Consider the following 25,717-nt stretch of genomic DNA (forward strand, 5'->3'; position numbering starts at 1 on the left):
TATCCCGCATGCGACTGCGCAGCGGCCCTTGGGACGGCCGCGCGCAGTGGCTCCAGGACTGCGCAAATGCGGCTCAAACGCGCTCAAAACGCGCCCAGGCATGCTCAAAGGCCGGGAAGGCGATAGTCCCTCAGTTGCTCGCGCAGCTTGGCCTTCAGCATCTTGCCGGTCGCGCCGATGGGGATGGCGTCGAGGAACAGCACGTCATCAGGCACCTGCCATTTGGCGGTCTTGCCGTCGTAGAACTGCAGCAGTTCTTCACGCGTGACCTCGGCACCGGGGCGCTTGACGACGGCCACGATGGGTCGCTCATCCCACTTGGGGTGCGGCATGCCCACGCAGGCGGCCATGGCGACGGCAGGGTGCGCCATGGCGATGTTTTCGATGTCGATGGAGCTGATCCATTCGCCGCCGGACTTGATCACGTCCTTGCTGCGATCGGTGATCTGCATGTAGCCGTCGGGGTCGATGGTGGCGACGTCGCCGGTGGGGAACCAGCCGCGGCCCTGCGCATCGGGCACCAGCGGGTCGCCCTCGCCGCGGTAGTAGTTCTCCACGATCCACGGGCCTTTCACGAGCAGATCGCCGTAGGTCTTGCCGTCCCAGGGCAATTCCTGGCCGTCGCCGTCGACGATCTTCATGTCCACGCCGTAGATCGCGCGGCCCTGCTTCAGCAGGATCTTCATCTGCTCGTCGCGCGGCAGGGTGAGGTGCTTGTTCTTGAGCGAGCACAGCGTGCCGAGCGGGCTCATTTCCGTCATGCCCCAGGCATGCAGCACCCGCACGCCGTAGTCGTCCTGGAACGACTGGATCATGGCCGGCGGGCAGGCCGAACCACCGATTACCGTGCGCTTCAATTGCCCGAAGCGCAGGCCGCCGGCCTTCACGTGGTTCAGCAGCATCTGCCACACCGTGGGCACCCCGGCCGCGAAGGTGACGCCTTCGGCATCCATCAGTTCATAGACCGATTTGCCGTCCAGCGCCGGGCCGGGAAACACCACCTTGGCACCCACCAGCGGGGCGGAGTACGGCAGGCCCCAGGCGTTGACGTGGAACATCGGCACCACGGGCAGCACGGCATCGCTGGCGGAAAGGCCCATCACGTCGGGCAAGGCAGCCGCATAGGCGTGCAGCAGGGTCGAGCGGTGGCTGTAGAGCACGGCCTTGGGGTGGCCGGTGGTGCCGCTCGTGTAGCACATGCTGGAAGCGGTGTTCTCATCGAAGGTCGGCCACACGTAGGTGTCCGGGGCGCTGCCGATCCACGATTCGTAGCTCAGTAGGCCGGGGACTCCGCTGTCGGCAGGCAACTGCGCCGCATCGCACAGCGCCACCCAATGGCGCACCGTGGGGCATTTGGCATGGACGGCCTGCACGATGGGCAGGAAGGTGAGGTCGAAGCACAGGACCTTGTCCTCGGCGTGGTTGATGATCCACGCGACCTGGTCCGAGTGAAGGCGTGGGTTGATGGTGTGCATCACACGCTCGGAGCCACTCACGCCGTAGTACATCTCCATGTGCCGGTAGCCGTTCCACGCCAGGCTGGCTACGCGGTCGCCGGGCGCCAGGCCGATGCCGTCCAGCACGTTGGCCAGCCGCCGCGCCCGCACCGCCATGTCGCGGTAGGTGTAGCGGTGGATGTCGCCCTCGACTCGGCGCGACACGATCTGCACGTCGCCGTGGTGGCGTTCGGCGAATTCGATCAGCGTGGAAATCAGCAAGGGTTGACTTTGCATCAGGCCCAGCATGTTGGCTCCTTGGGTTGTCGTTGTGAATGGTTCCGCGGCATCCTACCGTGCGCTCCGCGCAGCACAGCCGGACCGGCGGCCCGCCGTGGGGCCGCATCTGTCGCCTGTTTGACAGGCGGCCAGCACGGGCCGCTGCCGGCTGCAACTGCTCGCGCTTCAGCGCCCCAAGTCCCCTTGCCGCGCGTGGCAAAGCGGGTCGGAGACAATTCGGCGAATGAACGCATCCCTTCCCTCCTCTGCGACGGCCCCTGCGTCCGGCCTGGAATGGCGCAACGGCTTTGCGGACCTGGGCCCTGATTTCTTCACTGAACTGGTTCCCACGCCGCTGCCCGCTCCCCATTGGGTGGCCACCAGCCAGGACGCGGCCCGGCTTCTGGGCGTGCACCCCGACTGGCTCGCTTCGGACGCGGCGCTGCAGGTCTGCACGGGCAACGCCTTGCTGTCCGGCATGCGGCCGCTGGCCAGCGTGTACAGCGGTCACCAGTTCGGCGTGTGGGCCGGCCAACTGGGCGATGGCCGCGCGATCCTGCTGGGCGAAACCACGGGCGGCATGGAGGTGCAACTCAAGGGCAGCGGCCGCACGCCGTATTCACGCATGGGCGACGGCCGCGCCGTGCTGCGGTCGAGCATCCGCGAATTCCTGTGCAGCGAAGCCATGCACGCGCTGGGCGTGCCCACCGCGCGGGCGCTGGCGCTGACAGGCTCGCCCGCCAAGGTGCAGCGCGAAGCAATCGAAACCGCCGCAGTCGTCACCCGCCTGGCGCCGAGCTTCATCCGCTTCGGTCATTTCGAGCACTTCGCGGCGCGCGACATGCTGCCGCAGTTGCGTACCCTGGCCGACTATGTAATCGACCGTTACTACCCCGCGTGCCGAGGGCAGGACGCGCACGGCGGCAATCCCTACGCCGCCTTGCTGCAGGCCGTGAGCGAACGCACCGCCACGCTGCTGGCCCATTGGCAGGCTCAGGGCTTTTGCCACGGCGTGATGAACACGGACAACATGAGTATCCTGGGCCTCACGATCGACTACGGACCGTTCCAGTTTCTGGACGCCTTCGTGCCGGGCCATGTGTGCAACCACAGCGACACGCAGGGCCGCTATGCGTTCAACCGGCAGCCGAACGTCGCGTATTGGAATCTGTTCCGCCTCGGCCAGGCGCTGTTGCCGCTGATCGAAGACGTGGCGCTGGCGCAGGCCGCGCTGGAGTCTTACCAGACCGTTTTCCCCGCCCAGTTCGTTCAGCGCATGCGCGGCAAGCTGGGGCTGGCAGATGCGCAGGTAGGTGACGCTGCGCTGGTGGACGGCCTGCTCAATCTGCTGGCCGAGAGCGGCGTGGACTACCCCATTTTCTGGCGCCGCCTGTCGCATGCGGTGGCCGGCAGCGACTTCGAGCCCGTGCGCGACCTGTTCATCGACCGGGAAGGCTGGGACGCCTGGTTGCTATCTTATTCAGAGCGCCTGGCGCAATCAGATCGCCGGCAGGTGGCCGATTCGATGCTGAAATGCAATCCGAAGTTCGTGCTGCGCAACCACCTGGGCGAGCAAGCCATCCGCGCGGCCGAGCAGGGAGACTTCGTACCGCTGCACACCCTGCAGGCACTGCTGGCCCAACCTTTCGACGAGCACCCAGGCCACGAAACCTGGGCCGACTTCCCGCCCGACTGGGCTTCCTCCATCGAAATCAGCTGTTCATCATGACCTTTCCCATCAAGAAGACCGATGCCGAATGGCAGGCCCTCCTGCAAAGCAAGGGCGCCGAACCCGTGGCCTGGCAAGTCACCCGCCACGCTTCGACCGAGCGGCCCTTCACCGGCAAATACGAGGCCCACTGGGCCGACGGCAGCTACCACTGCGTTTGCTGCGGCGCCAAACTCTTCGATTCGGACACCAAGTTCGACGCGGGCTGCGGCTGGCCGAGCTTTTCGCAGGCGGTGCCGGGCTCGATCAAGGAAATCGTGGACCGCAGCCATGGCATGGTCCGCACCGAAACGGTTTGTGCACAATGCGGGGCGCACCTCGGCCATGTCTTCGAAGACGGCCCCGCCTCCACCGGCCTGCGGTACTGCATGAACTCCGCATCGCTCGATTTCGAGCCCGGTGCTTCCTGAACGGCGGCAACGCCCGCCAACGCTCCAGCCCCATGAAACTGCTGATCGACTTCTTCCCCATCATCCTGTTCTTCGCAGCTTTCAAGCTGTGGGGCATCTACACCGCCACGGCCGTGGCGATCGTGGCCACAGTGCTGCAGATCGGCTACCTGCGCTACAAGAACGGCAAGGTCGAACCCATGCAGTGGATCAGCCTGGGCGTCATCGTCGTCTTCGGCGGCGCCACGCTGCTGTCGCACAGCGAAACCTTCATCAAGTGGAAGCCCACGGTGCTTTACTGGCTGATGGGCTCGGCACTGCTGATCGGGCAGCTTTTCTTCCGCAAGAACCTGATCCGCTCCCTGATGGGCGCGCAGATGGAATTGCCCGACGCTGCCTGGCGCGCCGTGAACTGGAGCTGGACCGGCTTCTTCGCGGTGATGGGCCTGGTCAACCTGTGGGTGGCCTACCAGTTCGACACCGACACCTGGGTCAATTTCAAGCTGTTTGGCGGCATCGGCCTGATGGCGGTTTTCGTGATCGGACAGGCGCTGTTCCTGAGCCGCTACATGAAGGAAGACGAGACTAAAACCGCATCCAAGGACGTTCAGCCATGACCGCCACGCTGGCGATCACCGCCGAAGCCATGGCCCTGCGACTGCGCGAGCGGCTGTCGCCCTCCGCCCTGGAAGTGCTCGATGAAAGCGCGGCCCACGCAGGCCATGTGGGGGCCAACGGAACGGGTTTCGGCACCCATTTCCGGGTGCGCATTTCGTCACCTTTGTTTACAGGCAAACCGCGCGTTGCCCAACATCGCCTTGTGTATGATGCGCTGCAAGAATTTATTGACCACGGCGCTCACGCCATAGCCATTGAAGTTCTTTGATCCGGCACTATCTGTCGGACTTGCGGGCAAACTGCCCGCAACTCATTTCCTTTTTGTGGACTCCCCAATGAAGAAAAAGCTCTTGACCGGCCTCGTGGCCGCTGCCGTGCTGGGCGCGACGGCGTTTCCCGTCTACGCTCAAAACATCGCTGTCGTGAATGGCAAGGCGATCCCGAAGGAACGCGCCGAAGCCCTGAAACAGCAAGTGGAACGCTCCGGCCGCCCCGTGACCCCTGAGGTCGAAGGCCAGATCAAGGAAGAAGTCATCGCCCGCGAAATCTTCTTGCAGGAAGCCCAAAAGCGCGGCCTCGAAGCCTCGCCCGACTACAAGACCCAGATGGAACTGGCCCGCCAGACCATCCTGATCCGCGAACTGTTCGCTGATTACCAAAAGGCCAACCCCGTCACCGACGCCGAAATCCAGGCCGAATACGACAAGTTCCTGGCCGCCAACACCGGCAAGGAATACAAGGCAAGCCACATCCTGGTGGAAAAGGAAGATCAGGCCAAGGCCATCATCGCTTCCATCAAGAAGGGCGGCAAGTTCGAAGACATCGCCAAGAAGCAGTCGAAGGACCCAGGGTCCGGCGCCCGTGGCGGTGACCTGGACTGGGCATCTCCCAGCAGCTATGTGGCCGAGTTCACCGAAGCCCTGGTCAAGCTGAACAAGGGCCAGATGACCCAGACGCCGATCAAGACTCAATTCGGCTGGCACGTCATCCGCCTGGACGATGTGCGTGAAGCCAAGCTGCCCAAGCTGGAAGAAGTGAAGCCACAAGTGGCCCAGCAACTGCAGCAGCAGAAACTGGCGAAGTTCCAGGAAGAACTGCGCACGAAGGCCAAGGTCGAGTAATCGGCTGAGCACGTCTCGGCAACGTTGCCGAGACCAACGTGCTTCTGGTCAAAGCAAAACGCGGCCTTGTGCCGCGTTTTGCTTTTATGGGCGCCCCAATAACCAGGACACCGCCATCAGCAGGCCGATCATGACTGGCTGGTGCAGCATGTAATAGCTCAGGCTCCAGCGACCCAGCGTGGATAGCGGCGCAAAACCCTTCGGCAACGGCCTTGCGATCCATTGCGGGCGACTTCGCAGCGCCCACTGGCCGTACGCCAGGCCCCACCACATCACGCCGAGCCAAGGCAGCACCGGCACGTAGTCTTCGGTGAAAGGCTTGCGTGAAATCAACCCCAGCCAGTTGAGCGCCGTGCCGTTGAAGGTGGCAGCCCACGCGGTCAACGGGCCATCGGTCAGCGCCCAGGCCGCCAAGTGAGGCATTGCGATCGCAATAGCGCCTGCCAGCCAGAGCCAGGCGCCCCACCCTGCCGTCAGCCGCGCAATGAGAAGCATGACCGCCATGCCGTGCAGCACCCCGAAATGGATGAAGCTGCGCGGAAACATCAGGTAGGACCCGGCAGTGACCAACAGGGCGCAACCTGCGATCTGCAGCCAGCGCCTGAAAAATCGCTCCCAGCCCAGCCCCTGGTTCCACGCCAAGGCCTGTCCCAAGCCTGCACAAAAAAGGAACAGTCCCACGATGGTCGTGCGCTGCACCGTCCAGAACGGATCGGCCCGGAAATTCTGCGGCCAGAACCCGAAATGGCTCAGGTCGAAGCAGAAATGAAAAACGGTCATCCACACCATGGCCAAGCCGCGCAGTGCATCGACGCCCTCCATGCGAGCACCGTTGCGGGGAAAGGGGCTGCGTGAAGAAGATGCTGATGGCATTGCGGTGTGGTGTTGAAAGAGGATTGAAGGCTACCTGTCGATCGACTGCATTGTGCAAGACGCATCAGATACAGACCCATGGCGCCTGGGCGAGCGTCAGAACTGAAGTCTGGCCGAGTCAGTTCATGCAGGATTTTGTATTGCCGCGAGCAGCGGTATTTGCGCGCAATGCCATGCTGGATGCAATTTCAGCTTGTTGGCCTTATGGCGTCGCCCTAGCATGGCATGAGGAGGCATTATGGAAAATGATTCACAAGCAGAGATGAAACTGCTGCGCGAGGAAATCACCACACTCAAAAGTGCGTTGGCCAGTGTGACGGCCCAAACGCAAGCCCTCAATATGCTGGCCCAGGCTTTGGTGATATTGCATCCGGAACCAACCGCCCTGCTGATGGTGTTTGAACACGCCATTCCCGAAGCGAACACGCTGACCCTGCCGCGTAATCTCTCAGAAGAGGACGTGGTAGCGCTCAGTTATGAGCGAGAGTGGATTTTGAGGTTACTTCGCACCCGAGGATGATTTTGGTCTCGGAGTTGATGCGGCCTTGATAAAAGGCGTCTTTGTGCCGAAGGACCATCGTCAGCCTGAGTGATTGATCAGATGGACGCCAAAAGCACGGTCAAATTTGCCATGTCAGAAAAGGCAAAAGGGGTTAGGTCAAATGACCTAACCCCTTGAATCAATGGTCGGAGCGGCGGGATTCGAACTCGCGACCCTCTGCTCCCAAAGCAGATGCGCTACCAGGCTGCGCTACGCTCCGACAACCAGAATTCTAACCTTGCATCGACCCCATATTTGGAAGATTCAAAGAAATTTTCCAGATTTTTTCAAACTCAACGCGACGACGGGCCCGGGCCACGGCCTGGGAGGTGGCGGAAGGTGATGCGGCCCTTCGACAGATCGTAGGGGGACATCTCCAGGGAGACCTTGTCGCCCGCAAGAATGCGGATGTGATGCTTGCGCATCTTGCCGCCGGTGTAGGCAATCAGTTGATGGCCGTTGTCCAGCGTGACGCGAAAGCGGGAATCGGGGAGGACTTCCGTCACGGAGCCCTGCATTTCAATCAGTTCTTCTTTGGCCATGATTTCAAGTCAATCTTCAAACAGTAATAGGAGGAGTCGGGCCTGCGCGAAACTGCAACCAGAACGTCGGCCCACCTCGCAAGAGATTCAGGCTCGGTGCACAGCAAGCGGGGGAATTCACTGCGCCCCAGGGCGCATCGGTCAGAAAGGCCGGCGGGCGGCTTTCATACACAGCGAGGCGCTGCGCAAAAACGCACCATTGTAACGTAGTAGGCAATCGTGTGGGATAGTGAGACTTCGCCGCTCCGATTAGCCCGCTCGATCCGGATGACCGCCCTTCGCCACGGCCGAGGGTTTCGCCAATGCAACGCTGAATATCGATACCGCCGCACTAGGGAAATGCAGGGTCTTGCCACGCGGAAGCGGTCGTTAGAATGCCTCGCACCCCAACCGCTCAGGACGTCCACCTTGTCAGATCGCCTTGCCGTACTGCCCCAATATCTTCTTCCCAAAAAGGCGCTGACGGCGTTGGCGGGCCGCTTAGCGCGGGCCCAGGGCGGCCCGACGACCACGGCGGCGATCGAGCGGTTCATTGCCCGCTACCAGGTGGACATGAGCGAAGCGGCCGAGCCGCGCCCGGCGGCCTACGCAACCTTCAACGATTTCTTCACGCGCGCGCTGCGCACCGGGGCCCGTCCATTGGCCGCTGCGGCGGCCGTGTGTCCGGTGGATGGGGCGATCAGCCAGTTCGGCCCCATCGAAAAAGACCAGATCTTTCAGGCCAAGGGCCACCGCTACTCGACCACGGCGCTGGTGGGTGGCGATGCCGCACTGGCGCAGCAGTTCGATGACGGCAGTTTCGCGACCATCTATCTGAGCCCCCGCGATTACCACCGCATCCACATGCCCTGCGATGGCACGCTGCAGCGCATGGTGCATGTGCCGGGCGATCTGTTTTCGGTGAATCCGGTCACGGCGCGGGGCGTACCGGGGCTTTTTGCACGCAACGAGCGCGTGGTTTGCATGTTCGACACGCCGCTGGGGAAGATGGCGCTGGTGCTGGTGGGCGCGACCATCGTGGGCAGCATGGCCACGGTGTGGCATGGCCAGGTGAATCCGCCACGCAGCGGTGAATTGCGGCAGTGGGACTATGCCGATCGCCAGATCACGCTGCGCCAGGGCGAAGAAATGGGCCGCTTTTTGCTGGGTTCGACGGTGGTGCTGCTGTTTCAGCGCGGCGCCGTGCAGTTTTCGGAGCACTGGGCTCCCGCGCGGCCGGTGCGGCTCGGCGAAGCCATGGCCGAGCGGCCCGCGGTTTGATCTGAAGGAAAAAGCCCTGCCCGCGCACAACGGGCGGCGCAGAGCGACGCCGGTCAGCGCTGACGCACGGTCGTGAAGGCGGAAGGCTGCAGAAAGAGGCGATTGGGGGAGACGGACGCTTCGTGCCCCACGAGGTAGATGGCCAATTCTTGCCGTCGCAGGGCGACGTGGCTCACGGTTTCCCACTGGTCGCCCAGTCGGACGGACGTGCCGGGCCGAAAGAGCGGCATGTGAAAGACTTCTTCCCAACCTGGCAGGGCTGCGGGCTTTTCCGCGACCGCAGGCGCGAGGGTGGGGGCGATTTCCATGCCGCATGCTACCCCGCGCCGGCCTGTTACGGGGAAATGATTGCACGCGCAAGTCACGGCGCTGTCACAGCGCGTGCCTAGAGTGCAGCCGCAGCAGGCCGGCAAGGCCTGTGCGCACCCGCTCCGTTTCCCCAACCTGCCCGCCCTCCATGACGCTGCCTTTGCCCCGACGCACCCTGATCCTGGCGCTTGCCGCCGCCTTCGCGCTCTCCGCCTGCGGCGGTGGCGGCGGTTCTGACGCCGCACCGCCCGAAGCGCCCCGCGGCGTGGGTTCTGCCGACTCTGCGCCGGTGCCGAATGAAGCCACGACGCCGCCATTCGTCGATTTCGCGTTCACCAACCAGCGCGGCGATGCGCGATACGCCACGCCGGCCACCAACGCCGGCGTGCGGGTGCTCTCGGGCTTTCTGGACATCTGGAAGCCCAGCACGCTGCTGGTCGACGCCGGTGTAACGGCCGAAGCCAACGGCGCGTTCCCTGCGATCAAGCCGTCCGCATGGACCGGCATTCCCGGCGATGCCACCGACGGCACGGTGCTGAACGCCTCGGTGCACGCACGCAACATCCAGTACGTGGTGGATGCCACGGCCCGCCGCACCGCAGCGCAAGAGCTCCTGGCCTATCAGGATGACCGGCGCGGCAAGGCCTACAGCGTGACCGACGGCCTGGGGCCGCTGGCAGACGCCTGGCGCACAGCCGCACAGCAAAAGACCAGCATTGCCGGTATTCCTGCGGATGCGACCACGGTGCTCTACAACGAAACGGGCAACAACGCCGGCGTGGGCGGAAGTGCCAACGCCAGCTTCGGCACGGTGGTGGATTTCATCGGCGGCATCGGTGACAACGGCTCGACCGAACCGGCCAAACGCTTCTACAAATACGCCCGCCCCTGGCGCTGGAGCACCAGCGTGCAGATCGTGCCCGCGCTGGTGCCGGCCAAGAGCACCGCCCCCGCGACCGATGGCGGCTTCACCAGCGGCCACACGGCCGAGGGCGTGCGCGATGCCATCGCCATGGCCTACGTCGTGCCCGAGCGGTTTCAGGAAATGCTGGCGCGCGGGCTGGAGATGGGCGAAAGCCGCATCCTGGCGGGCATGCATTCGCCGCTGGATGTGATCAGCGGCCGGGTGCACGGCCAGGCTGTGGCCGCCGCCAGCATCGCCACCGGCGCCAACGCTTCGCGCAAGGCCGCCGCAGTGGCCCAGGCGCGCAGCACGCTGATGGCGGCCGTGGGCGCCAAGACCCCGGAAGAGTTCCTGCGCCTCGCGCATTCCCAGGCCGTCGGTGCCGACCGCTTCGCCGACGCTGCCACCAACCGGGCCGAGTACCTGCGGCGCATGACGTTCGGCTTCGCGCCGACCGGCGACACCACCCGCCCCGCCGTGGTGCCCAAGGGCGCCGAGGTGTTGCTGGAAACACGCTTTCCGTACCTCGACGCCGCCCAGCGCCGCGTGGTGCTCAAGACCACCGCCATCGCCTCGGGCTACCCGGTGCTCGACGATGCCGAAGGCTGGGGCCGGCTGAACCTGTTCGCCGCCGGCGACGGCTATGGCCAGTTCAACGGCGACGTGTCGGTGACCATGGATGCGGCGCAAGGCGGCTTACACGCCATGGACACCTGGCGCAACCCCATCGCCGGGGCCGGCAAGCTCACCAAGCGCGGCAGCGGCACGCTGGCGCTGGGTGGCGCGAACCGCTACACCGGGGGCACGGAAGTGGCTGCCGGCGCGGTGCAGGCCGACAGTACGGCCGCGCTGGGCCAGGGCGATGTGTACCTGAGCGGCGGCACGCTGATCAACAACGCTCCGGCCGAACTCGCCATCGGTGGCGCCTTCACGCTGGGCAGCGGCAGCACGCTGGAGTTGCGCCTGGGTACCAGCGGCGCCGGGCAGTTGCAGGCCGGCGGCCCGGTCACGCTGGCCGGCGCACTGCGTATCGCGTTCCGAACGGGCTTCACGCCGGCGATCGGCTCCACCATCACATTGGTGCGCGGGGCCCCGGTGCGCGGCACGTTCGGCAGCATCACGGTCAACGGCTTCAAGGTGACGCCGATCTATCTGGACGATTCCGTGCAGCTCAGGATCGACGCCGCCGCCTGATCGGCCGGCGCCACGGCGGCGTTACCGCCGCCGTGGCCCGATTCATGGGCGGGCGTTCGCGCGGGCGAAGTCCAGCGCCGCCTCCAGCATGCGGCGCAACACCGGCTGCACACGGGCCGCCACATCGGGCAGGTAGTCGAACGGCAGGGCTTCCTGCATGTAGCTGCACTGCGTCATTTCCAGCTGCACCGCATGCACGTTGCGCGCCGGATCACCGTAGTGCCGCGTGATGTGGCCGCCTTTGAAACGGCCGTTGAGCACGGCGGTATGGGCCGGGTCGGACTCGCCGATGGCCAGCAGCGCGTCGGCCAGACCGGTATCGCAGCTGGCGCCGTTGGCGGTGCCCAGGTTCAGGTCCGGCAGCTTGCCGTCGAAAAATCTCGGCAGCACCGAGCGGATGGAGTGCGCATCCCACAGCACGGCCACGCCATGCGCAGCGCGGATGCGCTCCAGCTCCGCCGCCAGTTGCGCGTGGTACGGCGCCCAGACGGCGTCACGGCGCGCGGCGGTCTCCGCGGCGTCCGGCGCATCGCCGGCCTGGGCGTAGATGGGCGTGTCGTCGAACGTATCGACCGGGCACAGGCCCGTCACGCTCTGGCCCGGGTACAGGCTGGCGCCGTCCGGCGGGCGGTTCAGGTCGATCACATAGCGCGAATGCGTGGCCACGAGGATCGAGGCTCCCATGTCGCGGGCGAAGCCGTACAGCCGCTCCAGATGCCAGTCGGTGTCGGGCACATGGCGGGCCTCGTCGGTGAAGCGCGCCGCGATAGCGGGCGGCACATGCGTGCCCACGTGCGGCATGGAAATAAGTAGCGGCGCCGTGCCCTGGTGGAAGGTGAACGGTGGTGGCGAAGAAAGCGTATCGGTCATGGCGTGCGAAGGGGTCATGCGGTGCGAGGGAAAGGGTCGTTCAGGACCGGCAAGGCTCGATAACGATCGGTAAGGCTCGACGAGGAGCTCACTGGCCTTGATCGGTGATGGTCGCGTTGCGCGCGGCCACGAAGGCCGCGGCAGCGCTTTCGTGCAGGGCGTGGCGGCCTGCGACGACGCGCGGCGTGCCGGCGGTCCACAGGCTGTGCAGCGCCGACGTGCGATGGCTGCCGAACACGTGCGCGCCCAGCATGCTGTCGGGCGGCAGGCCCTGCAGGGCGAGGTGCCCGGCGTCCAGCACCACCAGGTCGGCGCGCTCGCCCACCGCGATGCCGGCCTGCCGGCCCTCGGCCCAGCGGCCGCTGGCCTGTGCCCCGCCCTGCACGGCCTGCAGGGTCATGGCGGTGGCGACTTCGGGGTGCGCGCGGCTGGCCAACACATTACGCTGGCGCAGCGCCAGGCGCTGGCCGTATTCGAGCAGCATCAGTTCTTCGGCCGCGTTCACGCAGGCATGGCTGTCGGAGCCCACGCCCCAGCGGCCGCCGTCTGCCAGCCAGCGCGGCAACTCGAACAGACCGTCGCCCAGGTTGGCCTCGGTGGTCGGGCACAAGCCGGCCACGGCGCCGGTGCGCGCGGCGCCCGCGTATTCGTCGGGCGTCATGTGCGTGGCATGCACTAGGCACCAGCGCGCATCGACCGGCGCGTGGGCCAGCAGCCACTGCACCGGGCGCTGGCCGCTCCAGGCGACGCAGTCGTCCACCTCTTGGGTCTGCTCGGCGATGTGGATGTGCACCGGCGCCTGCGGCAGGAGTGCGGCGAGCCCCTCCACCGCCACGCGCAGGCTGTCCGGCGGCACGGCGCGCAGCGAGTGCGGCGCCAGGCCCAGAACGCCGCCCTGTGCAGGCACCACGGGCGCGAGCCGCTCCAATAAGGAGAGCATGCTGTCGGTGCTGCGGATGAAGCGGCGCTGATCCTCGCGCGGGGGCCGTGCGCCGAAGCCGCTGGTCTGGTACAGCACCGGCAGCAGGGTGATGGCGATGCCCGCGGTCTGCGCGGCGCGCAGCAGTGCCAGCGACATGGTGGCGTCGTCGGCATAGGGCTGGCCTGCGGCATCGTGGTGCACATAGTGGAACTCGCACACCGAGGTGTAGCCGGCCTCCAGCATCTCCACATACAGCCAGGTGGCGATGGCTTCCAGGTGCTCGGGCGTGGTACGCGCAGCAAACCGGTACATGAGGTTGCGCCAGCTCCAGAAGCTGTCCTGGCTACCGTCGGGCTGCGGCGCGCGGTATTCGGTCAGGCCCGCGAAGGCGCGCTGGAAGGCGTGCGAATGCAGGTTGGGCATGCCGGGGATGACCGGCCCCGGAGCCTGCGGCGCGGCACCCGGCGCACTGCCCGGCGCCACCGTGGCCAGCCGGCCCGAGGCATCCCACTGCAGCAGCACGTCGCGCGCCCAGCCGCCGGGCAGCAGCGCATGCGGGGCGAACAACGATCCGGCGGGCGGTGCTGGCGCCGAGGCGGAAAGCCCGGCTGGGGCAGAAAAAGAAGAATTGATGTCGCTCATCGGCGGACCCCTTGGCTGGACGGAAATGCGCCCTTGGCAATGCGCCCCTGCCGCACGATGGTGCGCGCGGGCTTGTGGCCGAACCAGTACGCCAATTCGGCCGCCTCGGCGAACGGCCAGAGCACGAAGTTGGCAGGCCGCCCCGCGGCGATGAGGCCGTGCGAATCCTGCAGCCCCAGCGCGCGCGCGGCGTGCGTGGTGATGCCGGCCAGCGCTTCGGGCACGGTCAGGCGGAACAGCGTGCACGCCATGTTGGCCATGAGCAGCAGGCTCAAGGCGGGCGACGTGCCGGGGTTGTGGTCGGTCGAGACGGCCATGGGCACGCCGGCCTCTCGCAGTTGGGCGATGGGCGGCAGGTGCGTGTCGCGCAGCGTGTAATAGGCGCCCGGCAGCAGCACGGCCACGGTGCCGGCGGCCTTCATGGCGGCGATGCCGTCGGCGGACAGGTGCTCGATGTGGTCGCACGACAGCGCGCCATAGCGCGCGGCCAGCGCCGCCCCGCCCATGTCGGACAGCTGCTCCGCATGCAGCTTGACGGGCAGGCCCAGCCGCTGCGCGGCCTGGAACACCTGTTCGGTTTCGGCCAGCGTGAACGCGATGCGCTCGCAGAACACATCGACCGCGTCCACCAGCCCTTCGGCCGCCAGCGCGGGCAGCATGTGCTGGCAGACATGGTCGATGTAGTCCTGGCTGCGGCCGGCGTACTCGGGCGGCAGCGCGTGCGCCCCCAGGAACGTGGTGCGCACCGTGGTGCCCGTGGCCTCTCCCAGGCGCCGCGCGGCGCGCAGCTGCTTGCGCTCGTGCTCGGTGGACAGGCCGTAGCCGGACTTGATCTCGATGGCGCACACGCCCTCGTCGAGCAGCGCCGTCAGGCGCGGCAGAGCGAGGTCGAACAATGCGTCTTCGCTGGCCTCGCGCGTGGCGCGCACCGAGGAAACGATGCCGCCGCCCGCCCGGGCCACCTCTTCGTAGGTGGCGCCGGCCAGCCGCATGGCGAATTCGTTGGCGCGCTGGCCGCCATAGACCAGGTGGGTGTGGCAGTCCACCAGCCCCGGCGTGGCCAGGGCACCGCGCGCCGCATGGGGCGGCAAGGCGGCGTAGCCGGCGGGCAAGTCCGCTTCAGGGCCGACCCAGCGGATGACGCCGTGTTCCACCACCAGCGCGGCCGGCGCGCCATCGGCCACGGATACATCGGGCGCTGCCAGCCCCGGCGCCAGATGGAGGCCGAGCCAGACGCCGTCGGCGCTGGGGGCTTTGGAGAACTCGTCGTGCGGCACGGTCATGTCATTCCCTTTTTTGCTATGAAAGGCATAGCTGTATGCCCTAGTGATTATTGCGCTGGAGGCTTTTTAAGCCTCCATAAAAATCCCGAGTCGTACACAGGACCGGATGGCAGCCGGCGCCGTCAAGCCACCGGCCCCTCCAGTCGATTGCTATTATTTTAATAGCTATACACCCTAGTGCTTATTGCGCCAGAGGCCGATTTGACTGAAATCCTGGCACCAGCGCCACCCAGGCGACGGCTGGCGTGTCGGCGCCGCCACCCAGCGGTTGCAGCGCTGCGTGGGCGCCCGGCGGCGCGGCGGTGCTCCACCACAGGCCCTCCCCGGCCTGCATCACCTCGCTGCCCCATTGCCACCGGCCGGACAGCACCATGCACAGGCCGGCCGGCGTGCTGCCCGGCACGCATGCCGTCTGCAGCACCTGCACGGCGCCCTGCCATCGGCCCTGGCGCAGCATGAGGTTGAAGTCGGTCGAGGCGCCGCCCAGCGGAATGCAGTCGATGGCCTGGTCGCCCGCGAACGCCACGGGCCGCCAGCGCTCGTCCAGCGCGTGGTCGATGCCTTCGTCCAGCGCGCGCAGGCGCACGCCGGCACCGTCCAGCAGCATGATCTGGCGCTCCACGCCGCGAAAGGCCGAAAACGGCCCGGGCGCGGCGATGGTGGCCACGCTCACGCGCCACTCGAAGGCGTCCATGCCGGCGCCGGGCGGCCAGCAGGCCAGCTCGCGCGTGTCGCCGCCGCCGTTCTTCCACGGCGTGGGCGCGATGGCCGACAGATCGAACCGCTGCAGCGCCGTCATGCACCCTCCCCGACCAGCAGCGGAAACAGCGGGTGCGCCATGGGCGCGCCAGCCGGCAGGGTGTCGGCCAGGCCCGGGAAGTCGGGCGAGGTTTTCCAGGCGCGCGGCGCATGGCGCGTGTCGTCGCCCAGAAAGCGCACCGAGAACACGCGGCGGCGCTGCGGCCCGGGCACGCCGCCCGAGGCGTGCAGCGCCAGCATGTGAAAGCACACCACGTCGCCGGGCGCGATCTCCCAGCCCAGGATGGGGAATGCCGCGCGGTCGGCCTCGATGTCGGGCAGCTCGGCCAGCGAGCCTTCCGGAAACCAGCGCGCCTGCTGGTCCATGAACGTGCGCGGCATGCGCCACGGCCCCAGGTGCGAGCCGGCCACGAATTCGAGCGTGGCCTCGCGGGCGACCGGGTCCACGGGAATCCACAGGCTCCCGTTCTGCGAGCCGTCGATGTTGTAGTAGGGCTGGTCCTGGTGCCAGGGCGTGCGCTGGCGCGTGCCCGGCTCCTTGACCAGCACGTGGTCGTGGTACAGCCGCACGGTGGCCGATTGCATGAGCCGCTGTGCGGCCCAGGCCACGGGCGTCTCGGCGATGAAGCGGCCGAAGGCGGGAATGTCCTGCCAGTTGCAAAAATCCTCGAAGAAGCGGCCCGGATCGTCGGGCCGGCTCGCCACCTTGGCGCGCGGGCTCGGCGCGGCCAGGTTGGCGTCGATGCCGCTGCGCAGCAGCGCCACCTCGTCGGGCGTGAGCAACTGCCGCAGGCAGACGGCCCCGTCGCGTGCGAAGTCGGCCACGGTCTCATCAGTCACGCAGCGCTGCAGCCGCTGCTGCAGCGAGGACGAAAGTGAAAGCGAAAGCGAAAGTGCCAGGGGTGCAAGGGCTGCCATGGCTTTTTTCAGCTGCGCGACAGCACGGCCTGCAGGAACGCACGGGTGCGCTCCTGCGCGGGCGCGGTGAAGATGGTCGCCGGTGGGCCCGATTCGATGATGCCGCCGCCGTCCATCACGACCACGGTGTCACCCACGTCGCGGGCGAAATCCATCTCGTGCGTGACGACCATCATGGTCATGCCTTCGCTGGCCAGCAGCTTCATGACCTGCAGCACCTCGCCCACCAGTTCGGGGTCCAGTGCCGAGGTGGGCTCGTCGAACAGCATCACGCGCGGCTGCATCGCCAGCGCCCGGGCGATCGCCACGCGCTGCTTCTGGCCGCCCGACAGGCTGGCCGGCATGGCTGTGGCCTTGTGGCCCAGGCCGACCTTGTCCAGCAGCGCCCGCGCCTGCTGCTCGCCCTCGGCGCGCGAGGCCCCCCGCAGCTTGCGCGGCCCCAGCGTGACGTTGTCGAGCACCGACAGGTGCGGGAACAGGTTGAACGACTGGAACACCATGCCGACCTCTTCGCGCAGGGCGTTGAGCTCGCGCTCGGGCAGCATGCGGCCCTCGTCCACCAGCGTGCGGCCACAGATGTCGATGCGCCCGCCCTGGGGCTGCTCCAGGCCGTTGCAGCAGCGCAGGAAGGTGCTCTTGCCCGAGCCGCTGGGCCCGATCACGACCACCACCTGCGAGGGCTGCACGTCGAAGTCGATGCCGTTGAGCACCACGTGCTCGCCGAAGGCCTTGCGCAGGCCGCGGATGCGCACCATGGGCGCCGATGCGTCGCCGGCCATTGCCGGCTGCGGCGCGGTGTGTGAAGAGGTTGGGCGGGTCATTGCACCATCCCCCCGGCGCGCAGGCGCAGCTCGATGTGGCGCAGCACCAGCGTGGTGATGCCGGTGAGCACGAAGTACACGACCGCGATGGCCAGGTACACCTCCAGCGACCGGTACGACACGCTGATGATCTTCTGCCCTTCGTGCATCAGGTCGTGGATGGTCAGCAGCGACACCAGCGCCGAGTTCTTGATGAGCGCGATGAACTCGTTGCCCAGCGGCGGAATCATGCGCACCACGGCCTGTGGCAGCACCACCCAGCGCATCGCCACGCCGGAGGACATGCCGATGGACCGTGCGGCCTCCATCTGGCCGCGGTCGATGGACTGGATCGCCCCGCGCACGATCTCGGACACGTAGGCGCCCGAGTAGATGCCCAGGCCGATCACGCCGCACAGAAAGGCCGGCAGCAGGATGCCGAACTGCGGCAGCCCGAAGAACAGGATGAACAGCTGCACCAGCAGCGGCGTGCCGCGGATGACGGCCACGTACGCCGTGCAAAGGCCATAGACGATGCGGCGGCGCGGGTCGAGGCGGCCGATGCCCACCAGCAGGCCCATGACGCAGCCCAGAAGCAACGAGGCCGCCGTGATCTCCACGGTGACGGCCGCGCCCTCCAGCAGTTGGGGCCAGCCGGCCCAGACGGGGGAAAAATCGAGTTCCATCGGAAGGTTCAGCTCGGGTTCGTTTCAGGCGGCGGCCGGTGCGGCGCGGCTCACTTGGCGGCGGCGGTGGTCGCGCTGGCGCTGAACCACTTCTTCACGATGGCGGCGTAGGTGCCGTCGGCCTTGAGCTTGGCCAGCGCGGCGTTCACGGCGCGGGTGAGTTCGGGCGTGTCCTTGCGCAGCGCCATGCCGTATTCCTCGGTGGTGAGCTGCTCGTCGATCACGCGCAGGCCGGGGCGGGTGCGCACGTACTGGTAGGCGGCGGGCTTGCCGGTGACGGCGGCGTCGGCCCGGCCGATGTCCACCAGGTTGAACATTTCCTGGTTCTTCTCGACCTCGATGCGCTGGGCCTTGGGGAAGTTCTGCGTGAGGAAGGCGACCGACTTGGTGCCCACCTGCACCGAGATCTTCTTGCCGTCCAGATCGGCCGGCTTGCGGATGGCGGTGTTGCCTTCCTTGACCATCGCGACCAGGCCGCCGGCGTAGTAGGGCTCGGTGAAATCGACCACCTTCTTGCGCTCATCGGTGATGTAGATGCCGGACACGGCCATGTCGAAGCGCCGCGAGATCAGGCCGGGAATGAGGCCCTTGAAGTCGATGTCGATCCACTCGACCTGCTTGCCCATGCTTTTGGCCACGGCCTCGACCAGTTCCACATCGAAGCCCGTGCGCTTGCCGTTCTCGACGAACTCCATCGGCGGGAAAGTGGCATCGGTGGCCACGCGCAGCACGTTGTCTTGGGCGTGGACGGCTCCCGCGCCGAAGGCGAAGGTGGCGGCGGCCAGGCTGGCGAGAAGGAGATGGCGTCGGACGTTCATGGGGCAGCTTCCGTGGTGGGTGAGGGAAAAGAAAACGCGAAAAAAGATAGGGCGGAAAAAGAAAGGGCGGAAAAACGGCGAACGGAGAGGACGAAGACGGCAGCGAAAGAAGTATTCGGCCCAGGCTCAGTGCAGCACCAGCTGGCGCGAGATGCGCGCCGCCGCCACGACGACCATGCGGATCAGCGCGGCCTCCTGGCCCTGCGCCCGCACGTTCGGCGCCATCAGCGTGATCGCACCCGCCGCCTGGCGCGACGCGCCGAACAGCGGCACGCTGCAGCCCCAGACACCGGGGTCCACTTCGCTCTCGCTGGTGGCAAAGCCCGCCTGGCGGATCGATTCCAGTTCCTGCAGCGCGGCTTCGCGCTCGGGCGTGCCCACGCCCCACTGGCTGGTCAGCACCGCGTCGCGCGCGGCGGTGGGCAGATGGGCCAGCACGCACTTGGCCGAAGCGCCTGCGCGCAGCGGCACGCTGCGCCCTTTCTCGAACGAGCAGCGCAGCGAATGGTGGCTCTCCACCATGTCCAGGCAGATGGCCTGGTCGTTCACGGCGACGATCAGGCCGACGCTTTCCTGCGATTGCTGGGACAGCTCCACCATGCCGGGGCGCGCCTGGCGCACCAGGTGCGATGCGAGATCGAAGCCCAGCGCCAACTGCAGGCTCAAGGGGCCGGGCGCATAGCCGCCATCGCTTTCCAGCACGAAGCCCCAGCGCTTGAGCCGCGCGAGCTGCCGGTACAGCGTGCTGCGCGCCATGCCGGTGTGTTCCATGAGTTCGGTGGCCGCCATCGCCCTGCCCTGCTGGGCCAGCACGGCGAGCACGTGAAGCACTCGGTCGGACGTGGCAACGGCGCCGGGCAATGCACTTTGGGTCATGCGTTCAGTATCGAAGGAAGCGGCCCGGGTTCCCACACCCCCATTCCCGGCCGTTGGGAATGGGGTTCCCCTTTTTATCCCGGAATGGAGAAATTCCGTTTTCCGGCAGCGCGGCTTTCGCCTCAGCGCACCATGGGCAGGTTCAGGCCCTGGCGGCGTGCGGTGTCCACCGCGATGTCGTAGCCGGCATCGGCATGGCGCATCACGCCCGAGGCCGGGTCGTTCCACAGCACGCGGCCCAGGCGCGCGGCCGCTTGCGGCGTGCCGTCGGCCACGATGACCACGCCGGCATGCTGCGAATACCCCATGCCCACGCCGCCGCCGTGGTGCAGGCTCACCCACGTGGCGCCGCCGGCCGTGTTGAGCAGCGCGTTCAGCAGCGGCCAGTCGCTCACTGCATCGGTGCCGTCCTTCATGGCTTCGGTCTCGCGGTTGGGGCTGGCGACCGAGCCGGTGTCCAGGTGGTCGCGGCCGATCACGATGGGGGCCTTCAGCTCGCCGCTCTTCACCATCTCGTTGAACGCCAGGGCCGCCTTGTGGCGCTCGCCCAGGCCCAGCCAGCAGATGCGCGCGGGCAGGCCCTGGAAGGCGATGCGCTCGCGCGCCATGTCCAGCCAGCGGTGCGTGTGGTGGTTGTCGGGAAACAGCTCCTTGATCTTGGCGTCGGTCTTGTAGATGTCTTCCGGGTCGCCGGACAGCGCCACCCAGCGGAACGGGCCCTTGCCTTCGCAGAACAGCGGGCGGATGTACGCGGGCACGAAGCCGGGGAAATCGAAGGCGTTCTTCACGCCTTCGTCGAATGCCACCTGGCGGATGTTGTTGCCGTAGTCCACCGTGGGGATGCCCATGGCCTGGAAGTCGAGCATGGCCTGCACGTGCACCGCGCATGATCGGGCGGCGGCCTGGGTCAGCGCAGCGTGCTGGGCGGGGTCCTTCATCGCGGCCTGCCATTGCGGCACCGTCCAGCCGGCGGGCAGGTAGCCGTGGATCAGGTCGTGCGCGGAGGTCTGGTCGGTCACCAGGTCGGGCTTCAGGCCGCCGGCCTTGGCGCGCTTCACCAGTTCGGGCAGCACCTCGGCCGCATTGCCCAGCAGCGCGATCGACACCGCCTCCTTGGCGTTGCAATGCTGCTGGATCAGTTCCATCGCGTGGTCGATGTCGCGCGCCTGCTTGTCCACGTAGCGCGTGCGCAGGCGAAAGTCGATGCTGCTTTGCTGGCACTCGATGTTGAGCGACACCGCACCGGCCAGCGTGGCGGCCAGCGGCTGCGCGCCGCCCATGCCGCCCAGGCCGGCCGTGAGAATCCATTTGCCCGACAGGTCGTTGGCGTAATGCTGGCGGCCGGCCTCGACGAAGGTCTCGAACGTGCCCTGCACGATGCCCTGGCTGCCGATGTAGATCCAGCTGCCGGCCGTCATCTGGCCATACATGAAGAGGCCCTTGCGGTCCAGCTCGTTGAAGTGCTCCCAGGTGCCCCATTTCGGGACCAAATTCGAATTGGCCAGCAGCACGCGCGGTGCGTTCTCGTGCGTCTTGAACACGCCCACCGGCTTGCCGGACTGGATGAGCAGGGTTTCGTCAGCCTCCAGGACCTTGAGCGACGACAGGATCTGGTCGTAGCAGGCCCAGTCGCGCGCGGCACGGCCGATGCCGCCGTACACCACCAGGTCTTGCGGGCGCTCGGCCACCTCGGCATCGAGGTTGTTCTGGATCATGCGGTAGGCGGCTTCGGCCAGCCAGTTCTTGCAGTTCAGCTGGCTGCCGCGCGGGGCGCGGATCACGCGCGTGGGATCGTGGCGCGGGTCGGCGAGCGGGGCAGCGTCCTGGGGTGCGGCAGGGGCGGAGAGGATGGCGTCGTTGGCGTTCATGGCAAAGGCTCCTTCACGAAATCTGGGAAATAAAGCTGGGCAGGCAGGCGGTCACGGGGGCGGGCCAGGCGGATTCCTGGGCCCACTCGCGCATGGCCTCGATGTCGGTGGCGAGAAAGCGGTCTTGCTCCAGGAAGGCTACGCGGGCACGCACGGCGGCGATCTGCGCTTCGATGAGCGGCGAGCTTTTCAGCCACGCAGCGGGCGCCGCACCGGGCGCGGGCACGCGGTCGAAGTCGATGCCCTGCGTGGCGGCCATGGCTTCGATGCCGACCACCACGGCCGTGTTGCGCACCATGTCGGTCAGGCGCCGCGCGGCGTAGGTGGCCATGGACACATGGTCTTCCTGGTTGGCCGAAGTGGGCAGGCTGTCCACGCTGCCCGGGTGGGCGAGCGCCTTGTTTTCAGAGGCCAGTGCCGCGGCGGTGACCTGCGCAATCATGAAGCCCGAGTTCACGCCGCTGTCGCGGATGAGGAAGGCCGGCAGGCCGGACAGGCCCGTGTCCAGCAGCAGCGCCAGCCGGCGCTCGGAGATGGCACCGATCTCGGCCACCGCCAGGGCGATGATGTCGGCCGCGAAGGCCACCGGCTCGGCGTGGAAGTTGCCGCCCGAGATCACGTCGCCGGTTTCGGCGAAGACCAGCGGGTTGTCGGAGGCGGCATTCGCCTCGATCTGCAGCACCCGTGCGGCGTGCTGCAGGTTGTCCAGGCACGCCCCCATCACCTGGGGCACGCAGCGGATCGAATAAGGGTCCTGCACGCGGCCGCAATGGGGGTGCGAAGGGTCGATCTCGCTGCCCTCCAGCAGCGCGCGCACGGCTGCCGCCACGGCGATCTGCCCCGGCTGGCCGCGCGCCTCGTGAATGCGCGCATCGAACGGCTTGACCGATCCCTTGATGGCTTCCAGCGACAGCGCGCCGGACACGAGCCCGGCCGCGAACACGCTCTCGGCGCCGAACAGGCCGAACAGCGCAAGGGCCGTGGACACCTGTGTGCCGTTCAACAGCGCGAGTCCTTCCTTGGGGCCGAGCACGAAGGGCTCGCAGCCGATGGCGGCCATGGCCTCGCGGCCGGGCACCGTGCGGCCCTGCACCTTGGCCTGGCCTTCGCCGATCAGCACGCAGGCCAGGTGCGCCAGCGGGGCCAGGTCGCCCGAGGCACCGACCGACCCCTTGGCGGGAATGAGGGGCAGCACGTCGGCATTGGCCAGGGCCAGCAGCGCATCGACGATCTCGGGCCGCACGCCGGAATGGCCGCGCGCCAGGCTCACCGCCTTGGTGGCCAGCACCATGCGCACGACCGCATCGCCCAGCGGCTCGCCCGTGCCCACGCTGTGCGACAGCACCAGGTTGCGCTGCAGTTCGGCCAGCCGGCTGTGGGCGATCTTTGTGCTGGCGAGCTTGCCGAAGCCGGTGTTGATGCCATAGACCACCTGGTCTTCATCGACGATGCGCTGCACCGTGGCCTGCGAGGCCTGCATGCCGGCCAGCGCCGACGGGTCCAGCGACAGGCGCACACCGCTCGCGCTCACGCGCCGCAATTCGGCCAGCGTGACGCGGCCGGGGCGCAGCACCAGGGTTTCGGAAGAGGAATCGGTCATAAAGGTCATCCTGTATATACAAGTGGATCTGAGCGAAAAAACGGTGGGCGCGGATTATCCGAACACCGGATTGCCGTCGGCCCGAAAGCGGCTGCCCAGCCGGTAGCGCGAGGCGGGGTGCAGGCAGCGCACCATGGTGACCGGCACGCCGCGGCTCCAGGTGCGGCGGGTGAGCAGCAGGCACGGCTGGGCGGGTTCCATGCCCAGCAGCTGGGCCTGTTCCAGCGTGGGCAGCACGGCATCGACCACGTGCTCGACCTGGTCGAATGGCACGTTGCGCACCAAAAATTCAGAGGGCTGCAGCCGCGTGAAATCCTGCTGCGCGAAGGTGGGCACGACGCGCGGGTTCACGTAGCGGTCTTCCAGTTGCACGGCCACGCCGTCTTCGCGGTGCACGCACACGGCATGGAACACCGACTCGCCCGTGCGCAGGTCCAGCGCCGCAGCCACTTCCATCGAGGCGGACACGCGCTCCACCGTGAGCACGTCGCAGCGGTAGTCGTGCCCGCGCTGGCGGATTTCGCTGGCCAGGTTGGCGATCTGCAGCAGCGTGGACTGGGGCTTGTCCTCGGCCACGAAACTGCCCACGCCCGCCACCCGAACGATGCGCCCCTGCTCGGACAACTCGCGCAGCGCGCGGTTGACCGTCATGCGCGACATGCCGAACTGCAGCACCAGCTCGCTCTCCGACGGCAGCCGGTCGCCCGCGCGCCAGGAGCCGTCCTGGATCTTGCGGGCGATGAAGTCCTTGACCTGCTGGTACAGCGCGAGCGCCGGCTCCGCCGCTGGCGCAGCAGCAGCCGCCGCCACGGCGTCGGCCTCGGCGCGGGGAACGGCGGCGTTCATGGGGTCGGCAATCCTGGAGCGGCTCAATGCAGGTCCGCCGCCATCGACTCGGCGCGGATCTCCTCGGTCAGCCGCGCTTTCAGGTCCATGAACTCGGGCGTGGTCTTGAGCGTGTAGTGACGCGGGTGCGGCAGGTCCACCGCCAGTTCGGTCTTGATGCGGCCCGGCCGGGCGCTGAAGACCGCCACGCGGTTGGCCATGAAGATCGCTTCGTCGATGTCGTGCGTGACGAACATCACCGTCTTGCGTTCCGCCTCCCAGATGCCCAGCAGCAGCTCCTGCATGAGCACGCGGGTCTGGTTGTCGAGCGCGCCGAAGGGCTCGTCCATCAGCAGGATCTTGGGGTCGTTGGCCAGCGCGCGGGCAATGGCGGTGCGCTGCTGCATGCCGCCCGACAGTTGCTTGGGGTAGTGCTGCTCGAAGCCGCGCAGCCCCACCTTGGCGATGAAATAGTCGGCGCGCTCTTTCTGCTGCGCCTCGGGCATGCCGCGCTCGCGCAGGCCGAAACGGATGTTCTGCGCGATGGTGAGCCAGGGAAACAGCGTGTAGCTTTGAAAGACCATGCCGCGGTCGGCGCCCGGCCCATCGATGCGCTGGCCGTCCAGCAGCACCTCGCCGGTGGTCGGAAAGTCCAGCCCCGCCACGATGCGCAGCAGCGTGGACTTGCCGCAGCCCGAAGGCCCGAGGATGGTGACGAAATCGTTCTCGCGCACTTCGAAATCCACCGGCAGCAGCGCCTGCGTGCTCTGGCCGCGGGTGCCGGCGAAGGTGCGCGATACGCCGCGCACCGAAAGCATGGGTGCCGTCATAGCGTGCTCCAGGCGAAGAGGCGGCGATTGGCCGCCTTGAAAGCGAAGTCGGACACCAGCCCGATGACGCCGATCACGATGATCCCGAAGATGATCTGCCCCGTGTTCAGCAGCGCCTGGCTGTCGGTGATCATGTGGCCGATGCCGGAGGACGAGCCGATCAGCTCGGCCACGATCACGTAGGTCCAGGCCCAGCCCAGCACCAGCCGCAGCGTTTCGGCAATGCCGGGCGCCGCACCCGGAATGAGCACGCGGCGCACGATGCCGGTGTTGCCCGCGCCCAGCGTGTAGGCCGCCTCGACCAGGTCGCGGCGCGCCCCGCCGACGGTCACCGCCACCATGAGCGTGATCTGGAACACCGAGCCGATGAAGATGACGAGCAGCTTCTGCGCCTCGCCGATCCCCGCCCACAGGATGAGCAGCGGAATGAAGGCCGAAGCCGGCAGGTAGCGGCAGAACGACACGAAGGGCTCGAAGAACGCCTCGACCGGCTTCCAGGCGCCCATGGCGATGCCCAGCGGCACCGCGACCACGGCCGCCAGCAGGAAACCGCCGAGCACCCGCCACACGGTCATGCCGATGTCTTTGTGAAAGCCGTATTCGGTGAACAGCAGGCCGCCTTCTTTGAGCATGGTGACCGGGCTGGCCAGGAAGGTGGGCGACACGAAGCCTCCCAGCGTGAAGAACGACCACACGGCGATGAACACGACGAAGAACGCCAGGCCCAGCACCCAGCGGGCGCGCGGGCTGACGGGTTCGAGCGGCGCCATGGAGCGGCGCCGGGCGGCGGCGCGCGCCGCCTGCGGGGCTGACGGGGCCGCGCCG

Annotated in this window: 26 protein-coding genes and 1 tRNA gene; 8 read left to right on the forward strand and 19 right to left on the reverse strand. The window is 67.2% G+C overall.

What is annotated here, in order from left to right; translation table 11 throughout:
• Window positions 1-104 precede the first annotated feature (104 nt).
• Window positions 105-1,745: a 3-(methylthio)propionyl-CoA ligase gene (locus BLT03_RS01875; RefSeq protein WP_092739711.1), complete on the reverse strand. Its 1,641-nt coding sequence runs from the start codon at window positions 1,743-1,745 to the stop codon at window positions 105-107.
• 214 nt (window positions 1,746-1,959) lie between these two features.
• Between BLT03_RS01875 and BLT03_RS01880 the strand changes: the two genes are divergently transcribed.
• From BLT03_RS01880 to BLT03_RS01900, 5 genes are all read left to right on the forward strand, one after another.
• Entirely contained in the window at window positions 1,960-3,444 is a 1,485-nt protein-coding gene (locus tag BLT03_RS01880) for a protein adenylyltransferase SelO (RefSeq protein ID WP_092739713.1), read from the forward strand.
• Window positions 3,441-3,854 carry a peptide-methionine (R)-S-oxide reductase MsrB gene (msrB, locus tag BLT03_RS01885; protein WP_092739715.1) on the forward strand — a complete coding sequence of 138 codons (414 nt, stop codon included), beginning with the start codon at window positions 3,441-3,443 and terminating at the stop codon, window positions 3,852-3,854. The genes BLT03_RS01880 and msrB overlap by 4 nt, the downstream gene beginning before the upstream one ends.
• 32 nt (window positions 3,855-3,886) lie before the next feature.
• A complete protein-coding gene (locus tag BLT03_RS01890) occupies window positions 3,887-4,450 on the forward strand; it encodes a septation protein A (RefSeq protein ID WP_092739717.1) in 564 nt (187 codons plus the stop codon).
• Window positions 4,447-4,719, forward strand: coding sequence for a BolA family protein (locus BLT03_RS01895; protein ID WP_092739719.1), 273 nt, complete (start codon window positions 4,447-4,449; stop codon window positions 4,717-4,719). Before BLT03_RS01890 ends, BLT03_RS01895 begins: the two co-directional genes overlap by 4 nt.
• A gap of 67 nt (window positions 4,720-4,786) precedes the next feature.
• Window positions 4,787-5,572, forward strand: a complete 786-nt coding sequence (locus tag BLT03_RS01900; RefSeq protein ID WP_092739721.1) for a foldase protein PrsA — start codon at window positions 4,787-4,789, stop codon at window positions 5,570-5,572.
• Window positions 5,573-5,656: 84 nt separating this feature from the next.
• Here the strand turns inward: BLT03_RS01900 and BLT03_RS01905 are convergent, their stop codons facing one another.
• Entirely contained in the window at window positions 5,657-6,445 is a 789-nt protein-coding gene (locus BLT03_RS01905; RefSeq protein WP_092739723.1) for an acetyltransferase domain-containing protein, read from the reverse strand.
• A gap of 238 nt (window positions 6,446-6,683) precedes the next feature.
• On the opposite strand from BLT03_RS01905, the gene BLT03_RS01910 reads away from it, so the two are divergent.
• Complete coding sequence (locus tag BLT03_RS01910; protein ID WP_139160286.1) at window positions 6,684-6,965, forward strand: hypothetical protein; 282 nt, start codon at window positions 6,684-6,686, stop codon at window positions 6,963-6,965.
• A 164-nt stretch (window positions 6,966-7,129) separates the two neighbouring features.
• Here BLT03_RS01910 and BLT03_RS01915 read toward each other — a convergent pair.
• Window positions 7,130-7,206: transfer RNA gene (locus BLT03_RS01915), tRNA-Pro, on the reverse strand.
• Window positions 7,207-7,279: 73 nt separating this feature from the next.
• Window positions 7,280-7,528: a translation initiation factor IF-1 gene (gene infA / locus BLT03_RS01920; RefSeq protein ID WP_092739728.1), complete on the reverse strand. Its 249-nt coding sequence runs from the start codon at window positions 7,526-7,528 to the stop codon at window positions 7,280-7,282.
• A gap of 408 nt (window positions 7,529-7,936) precedes the next feature.
• On the opposite strand from infA, the gene asd reads away from it, so the two are divergent.
• Window positions 7,937-8,788 (forward strand): archaetidylserine decarboxylase, encoded by an 852-nt coding sequence (gene asd, locus BLT03_RS01925; RefSeq protein ID WP_092739730.1) that lies wholly within the window; start codon window positions 7,937-7,939, stop codon window positions 8,786-8,788.
• Between the two features lie 53 nt (window positions 8,789-8,841).
• On the opposite strand, the gene BLT03_RS01930 is transcribed toward asd, so the two are convergent.
• On the reverse strand, window positions 8,842-9,096 hold the full coding sequence (locus tag BLT03_RS01930; protein ID WP_092739732.1) for a hypothetical protein: 255 nt from the start codon (window positions 9,094-9,096) through the stop codon (window positions 8,842-8,844).
• Between the two features lie 149 nt (window positions 9,097-9,245).
• On the opposite strand from BLT03_RS01930, the gene BLT03_RS01935 reads away from it, so the two are divergent.
• Window positions 9,246-11,195: a phosphatase PAP2 family protein gene (locus tag BLT03_RS01935; protein WP_092739734.1), complete on the forward strand. Its 1,950-nt coding sequence runs from the start codon at window positions 9,246-9,248 to the stop codon at window positions 11,193-11,195.
• A 42-nt stretch (window positions 11,196-11,237) separates the two neighbouring features.
• Here BLT03_RS01935 and hutG read toward each other — a convergent pair whose 3' ends face one another.
• The 14 genes from hutG to BLT03_RS02005 form a co-directional block, all read right to left on the reverse strand.
• Window positions 11,238-12,065, reverse strand: a complete 828-nt coding sequence (gene hutG, locus BLT03_RS01940; RefSeq protein WP_092740084.1) for an N-formylglutamate deformylase — start codon at window positions 12,063-12,065, stop codon at window positions 11,238-11,240.
• A gap of 88 nt (window positions 12,066-12,153) precedes the next feature.
• A complete protein-coding gene (locus BLT03_RS01945) occupies window positions 12,154-13,629 on the reverse strand; it encodes a formimidoylglutamate deiminase (RefSeq protein WP_092739736.1) in 1,476 nt (491 codons plus the stop codon).
• A complete protein-coding gene (gene hutI, locus BLT03_RS01950; protein ID WP_092739738.1) occupies window positions 13,626-14,912 on the reverse strand; it encodes an imidazolonepropionase in 1,287 nt (428 codons plus the stop codon). Before hutI ends, BLT03_RS01945 begins: the two co-directional genes overlap by 4 nt.
• Before the next feature lie 181 nt (window positions 14,913-15,093).
• Window positions 15,094-15,702, reverse strand: coding sequence for a HutD/Ves family protein (locus BLT03_RS01955; RefSeq protein WP_092740086.1), 609 nt, complete (start codon window positions 15,700-15,702; stop codon window positions 15,094-15,096).
• 5 nt (window positions 15,703-15,707) lie between these two features.
• The gene (locus BLT03_RS01960; RefSeq protein WP_092739740.1) at window positions 15,708-16,589 is read right to left on the reverse strand and encodes a phytanoyl-CoA dioxygenase family protein; all 882 of its coding nucleotides are present in this window, start codon (window positions 16,587-16,589) and stop codon (window positions 15,708-15,710) included.
• An 8-nt stretch (window positions 16,590-16,597) separates the two neighbouring features.
• Window positions 16,598-17,368: an amino acid ABC transporter ATP-binding protein gene (locus BLT03_RS01965; protein WP_092739742.1), complete on the reverse strand. Its 771-nt coding sequence runs from the start codon at window positions 17,366-17,368 to the stop codon at window positions 16,598-16,600.
• Between the two features lie 38 nt (window positions 17,369-17,406).
• A complete protein-coding gene (locus BLT03_RS01970; RefSeq protein ID WP_092739744.1) occupies window positions 17,407-18,075 on the reverse strand; it encodes an amino acid ABC transporter permease in 669 nt (222 codons plus the stop codon).
• A 50-nt stretch (window positions 18,076-18,125) separates the two neighbouring features.
• Window positions 18,126-18,893 (reverse strand): glutamine ABC transporter substrate-binding protein, encoded by a 768-nt coding sequence (locus BLT03_RS01975; RefSeq protein WP_092739746.1) that lies wholly within the window; start codon window positions 18,891-18,893, stop codon window positions 18,126-18,128.
• A 126-nt stretch (window positions 18,894-19,019) separates the two neighbouring features.
• Entirely contained in the window at window positions 19,020-19,769 is a 750-nt protein-coding gene (locus BLT03_RS01980) for an IclR family transcriptional regulator (RefSeq protein ID WP_092739748.1), read from the reverse strand.
• Window positions 19,770-19,891: 122 nt separating this feature from the next.
• A complete protein-coding gene (gene hutU / locus BLT03_RS01985; RefSeq protein WP_092739750.1) occupies window positions 19,892-21,637 on the reverse strand; it encodes a urocanate hydratase in 1,746 nt (581 codons plus the stop codon).
• A gap of 13 nt (window positions 21,638-21,650) precedes the next feature.
• A complete protein-coding gene (hutH, locus tag BLT03_RS01990) occupies window positions 21,651-23,237 on the reverse strand; it encodes a histidine ammonia-lyase (RefSeq protein ID WP_092739752.1) in 1,587 nt (528 codons plus the stop codon).
• A 54-nt stretch (window positions 23,238-23,291) separates the two neighbouring features.
• Window positions 23,292-24,083 (reverse strand): histidine utilization transcriptional repressor HutC, encoded by a 792-nt coding sequence (hutC, locus tag BLT03_RS01995; RefSeq protein WP_092739754.1) that lies wholly within the window; start codon window positions 24,081-24,083, stop codon window positions 23,292-23,294.
• Between the two features lie 23 nt (window positions 24,084-24,106).
• On the reverse strand, window positions 24,107-24,892 hold the full coding sequence (locus tag BLT03_RS02000) for an ABC transporter ATP-binding protein (protein WP_092739756.1): 786 nt from the start codon (window positions 24,890-24,892) through the stop codon (window positions 24,107-24,109).
• On the reverse strand, window positions 24,889-25,662 hold the full coding sequence (locus BLT03_RS02005) for an ABC transporter permease (RefSeq protein WP_092740088.1): 774 nt from the start codon (window positions 25,660-25,662) through the stop codon (window positions 24,889-24,891). The genes BLT03_RS02000 and BLT03_RS02005 overlap by 4 nt, the downstream gene beginning before the upstream one ends.
• Window positions 25,663-25,717: the final 55 nt, after the last annotated feature.

The sequence above is a fragment of the Paracidovorax valerianellae genome (assembly GCF_900102625.1).
GTDB classification, from domain to species: domain Bacteria; phylum Pseudomonadota; class Gammaproteobacteria; order Burkholderiales; family Burkholderiaceae_C; genus Paracidovorax; species Paracidovorax valerianellae.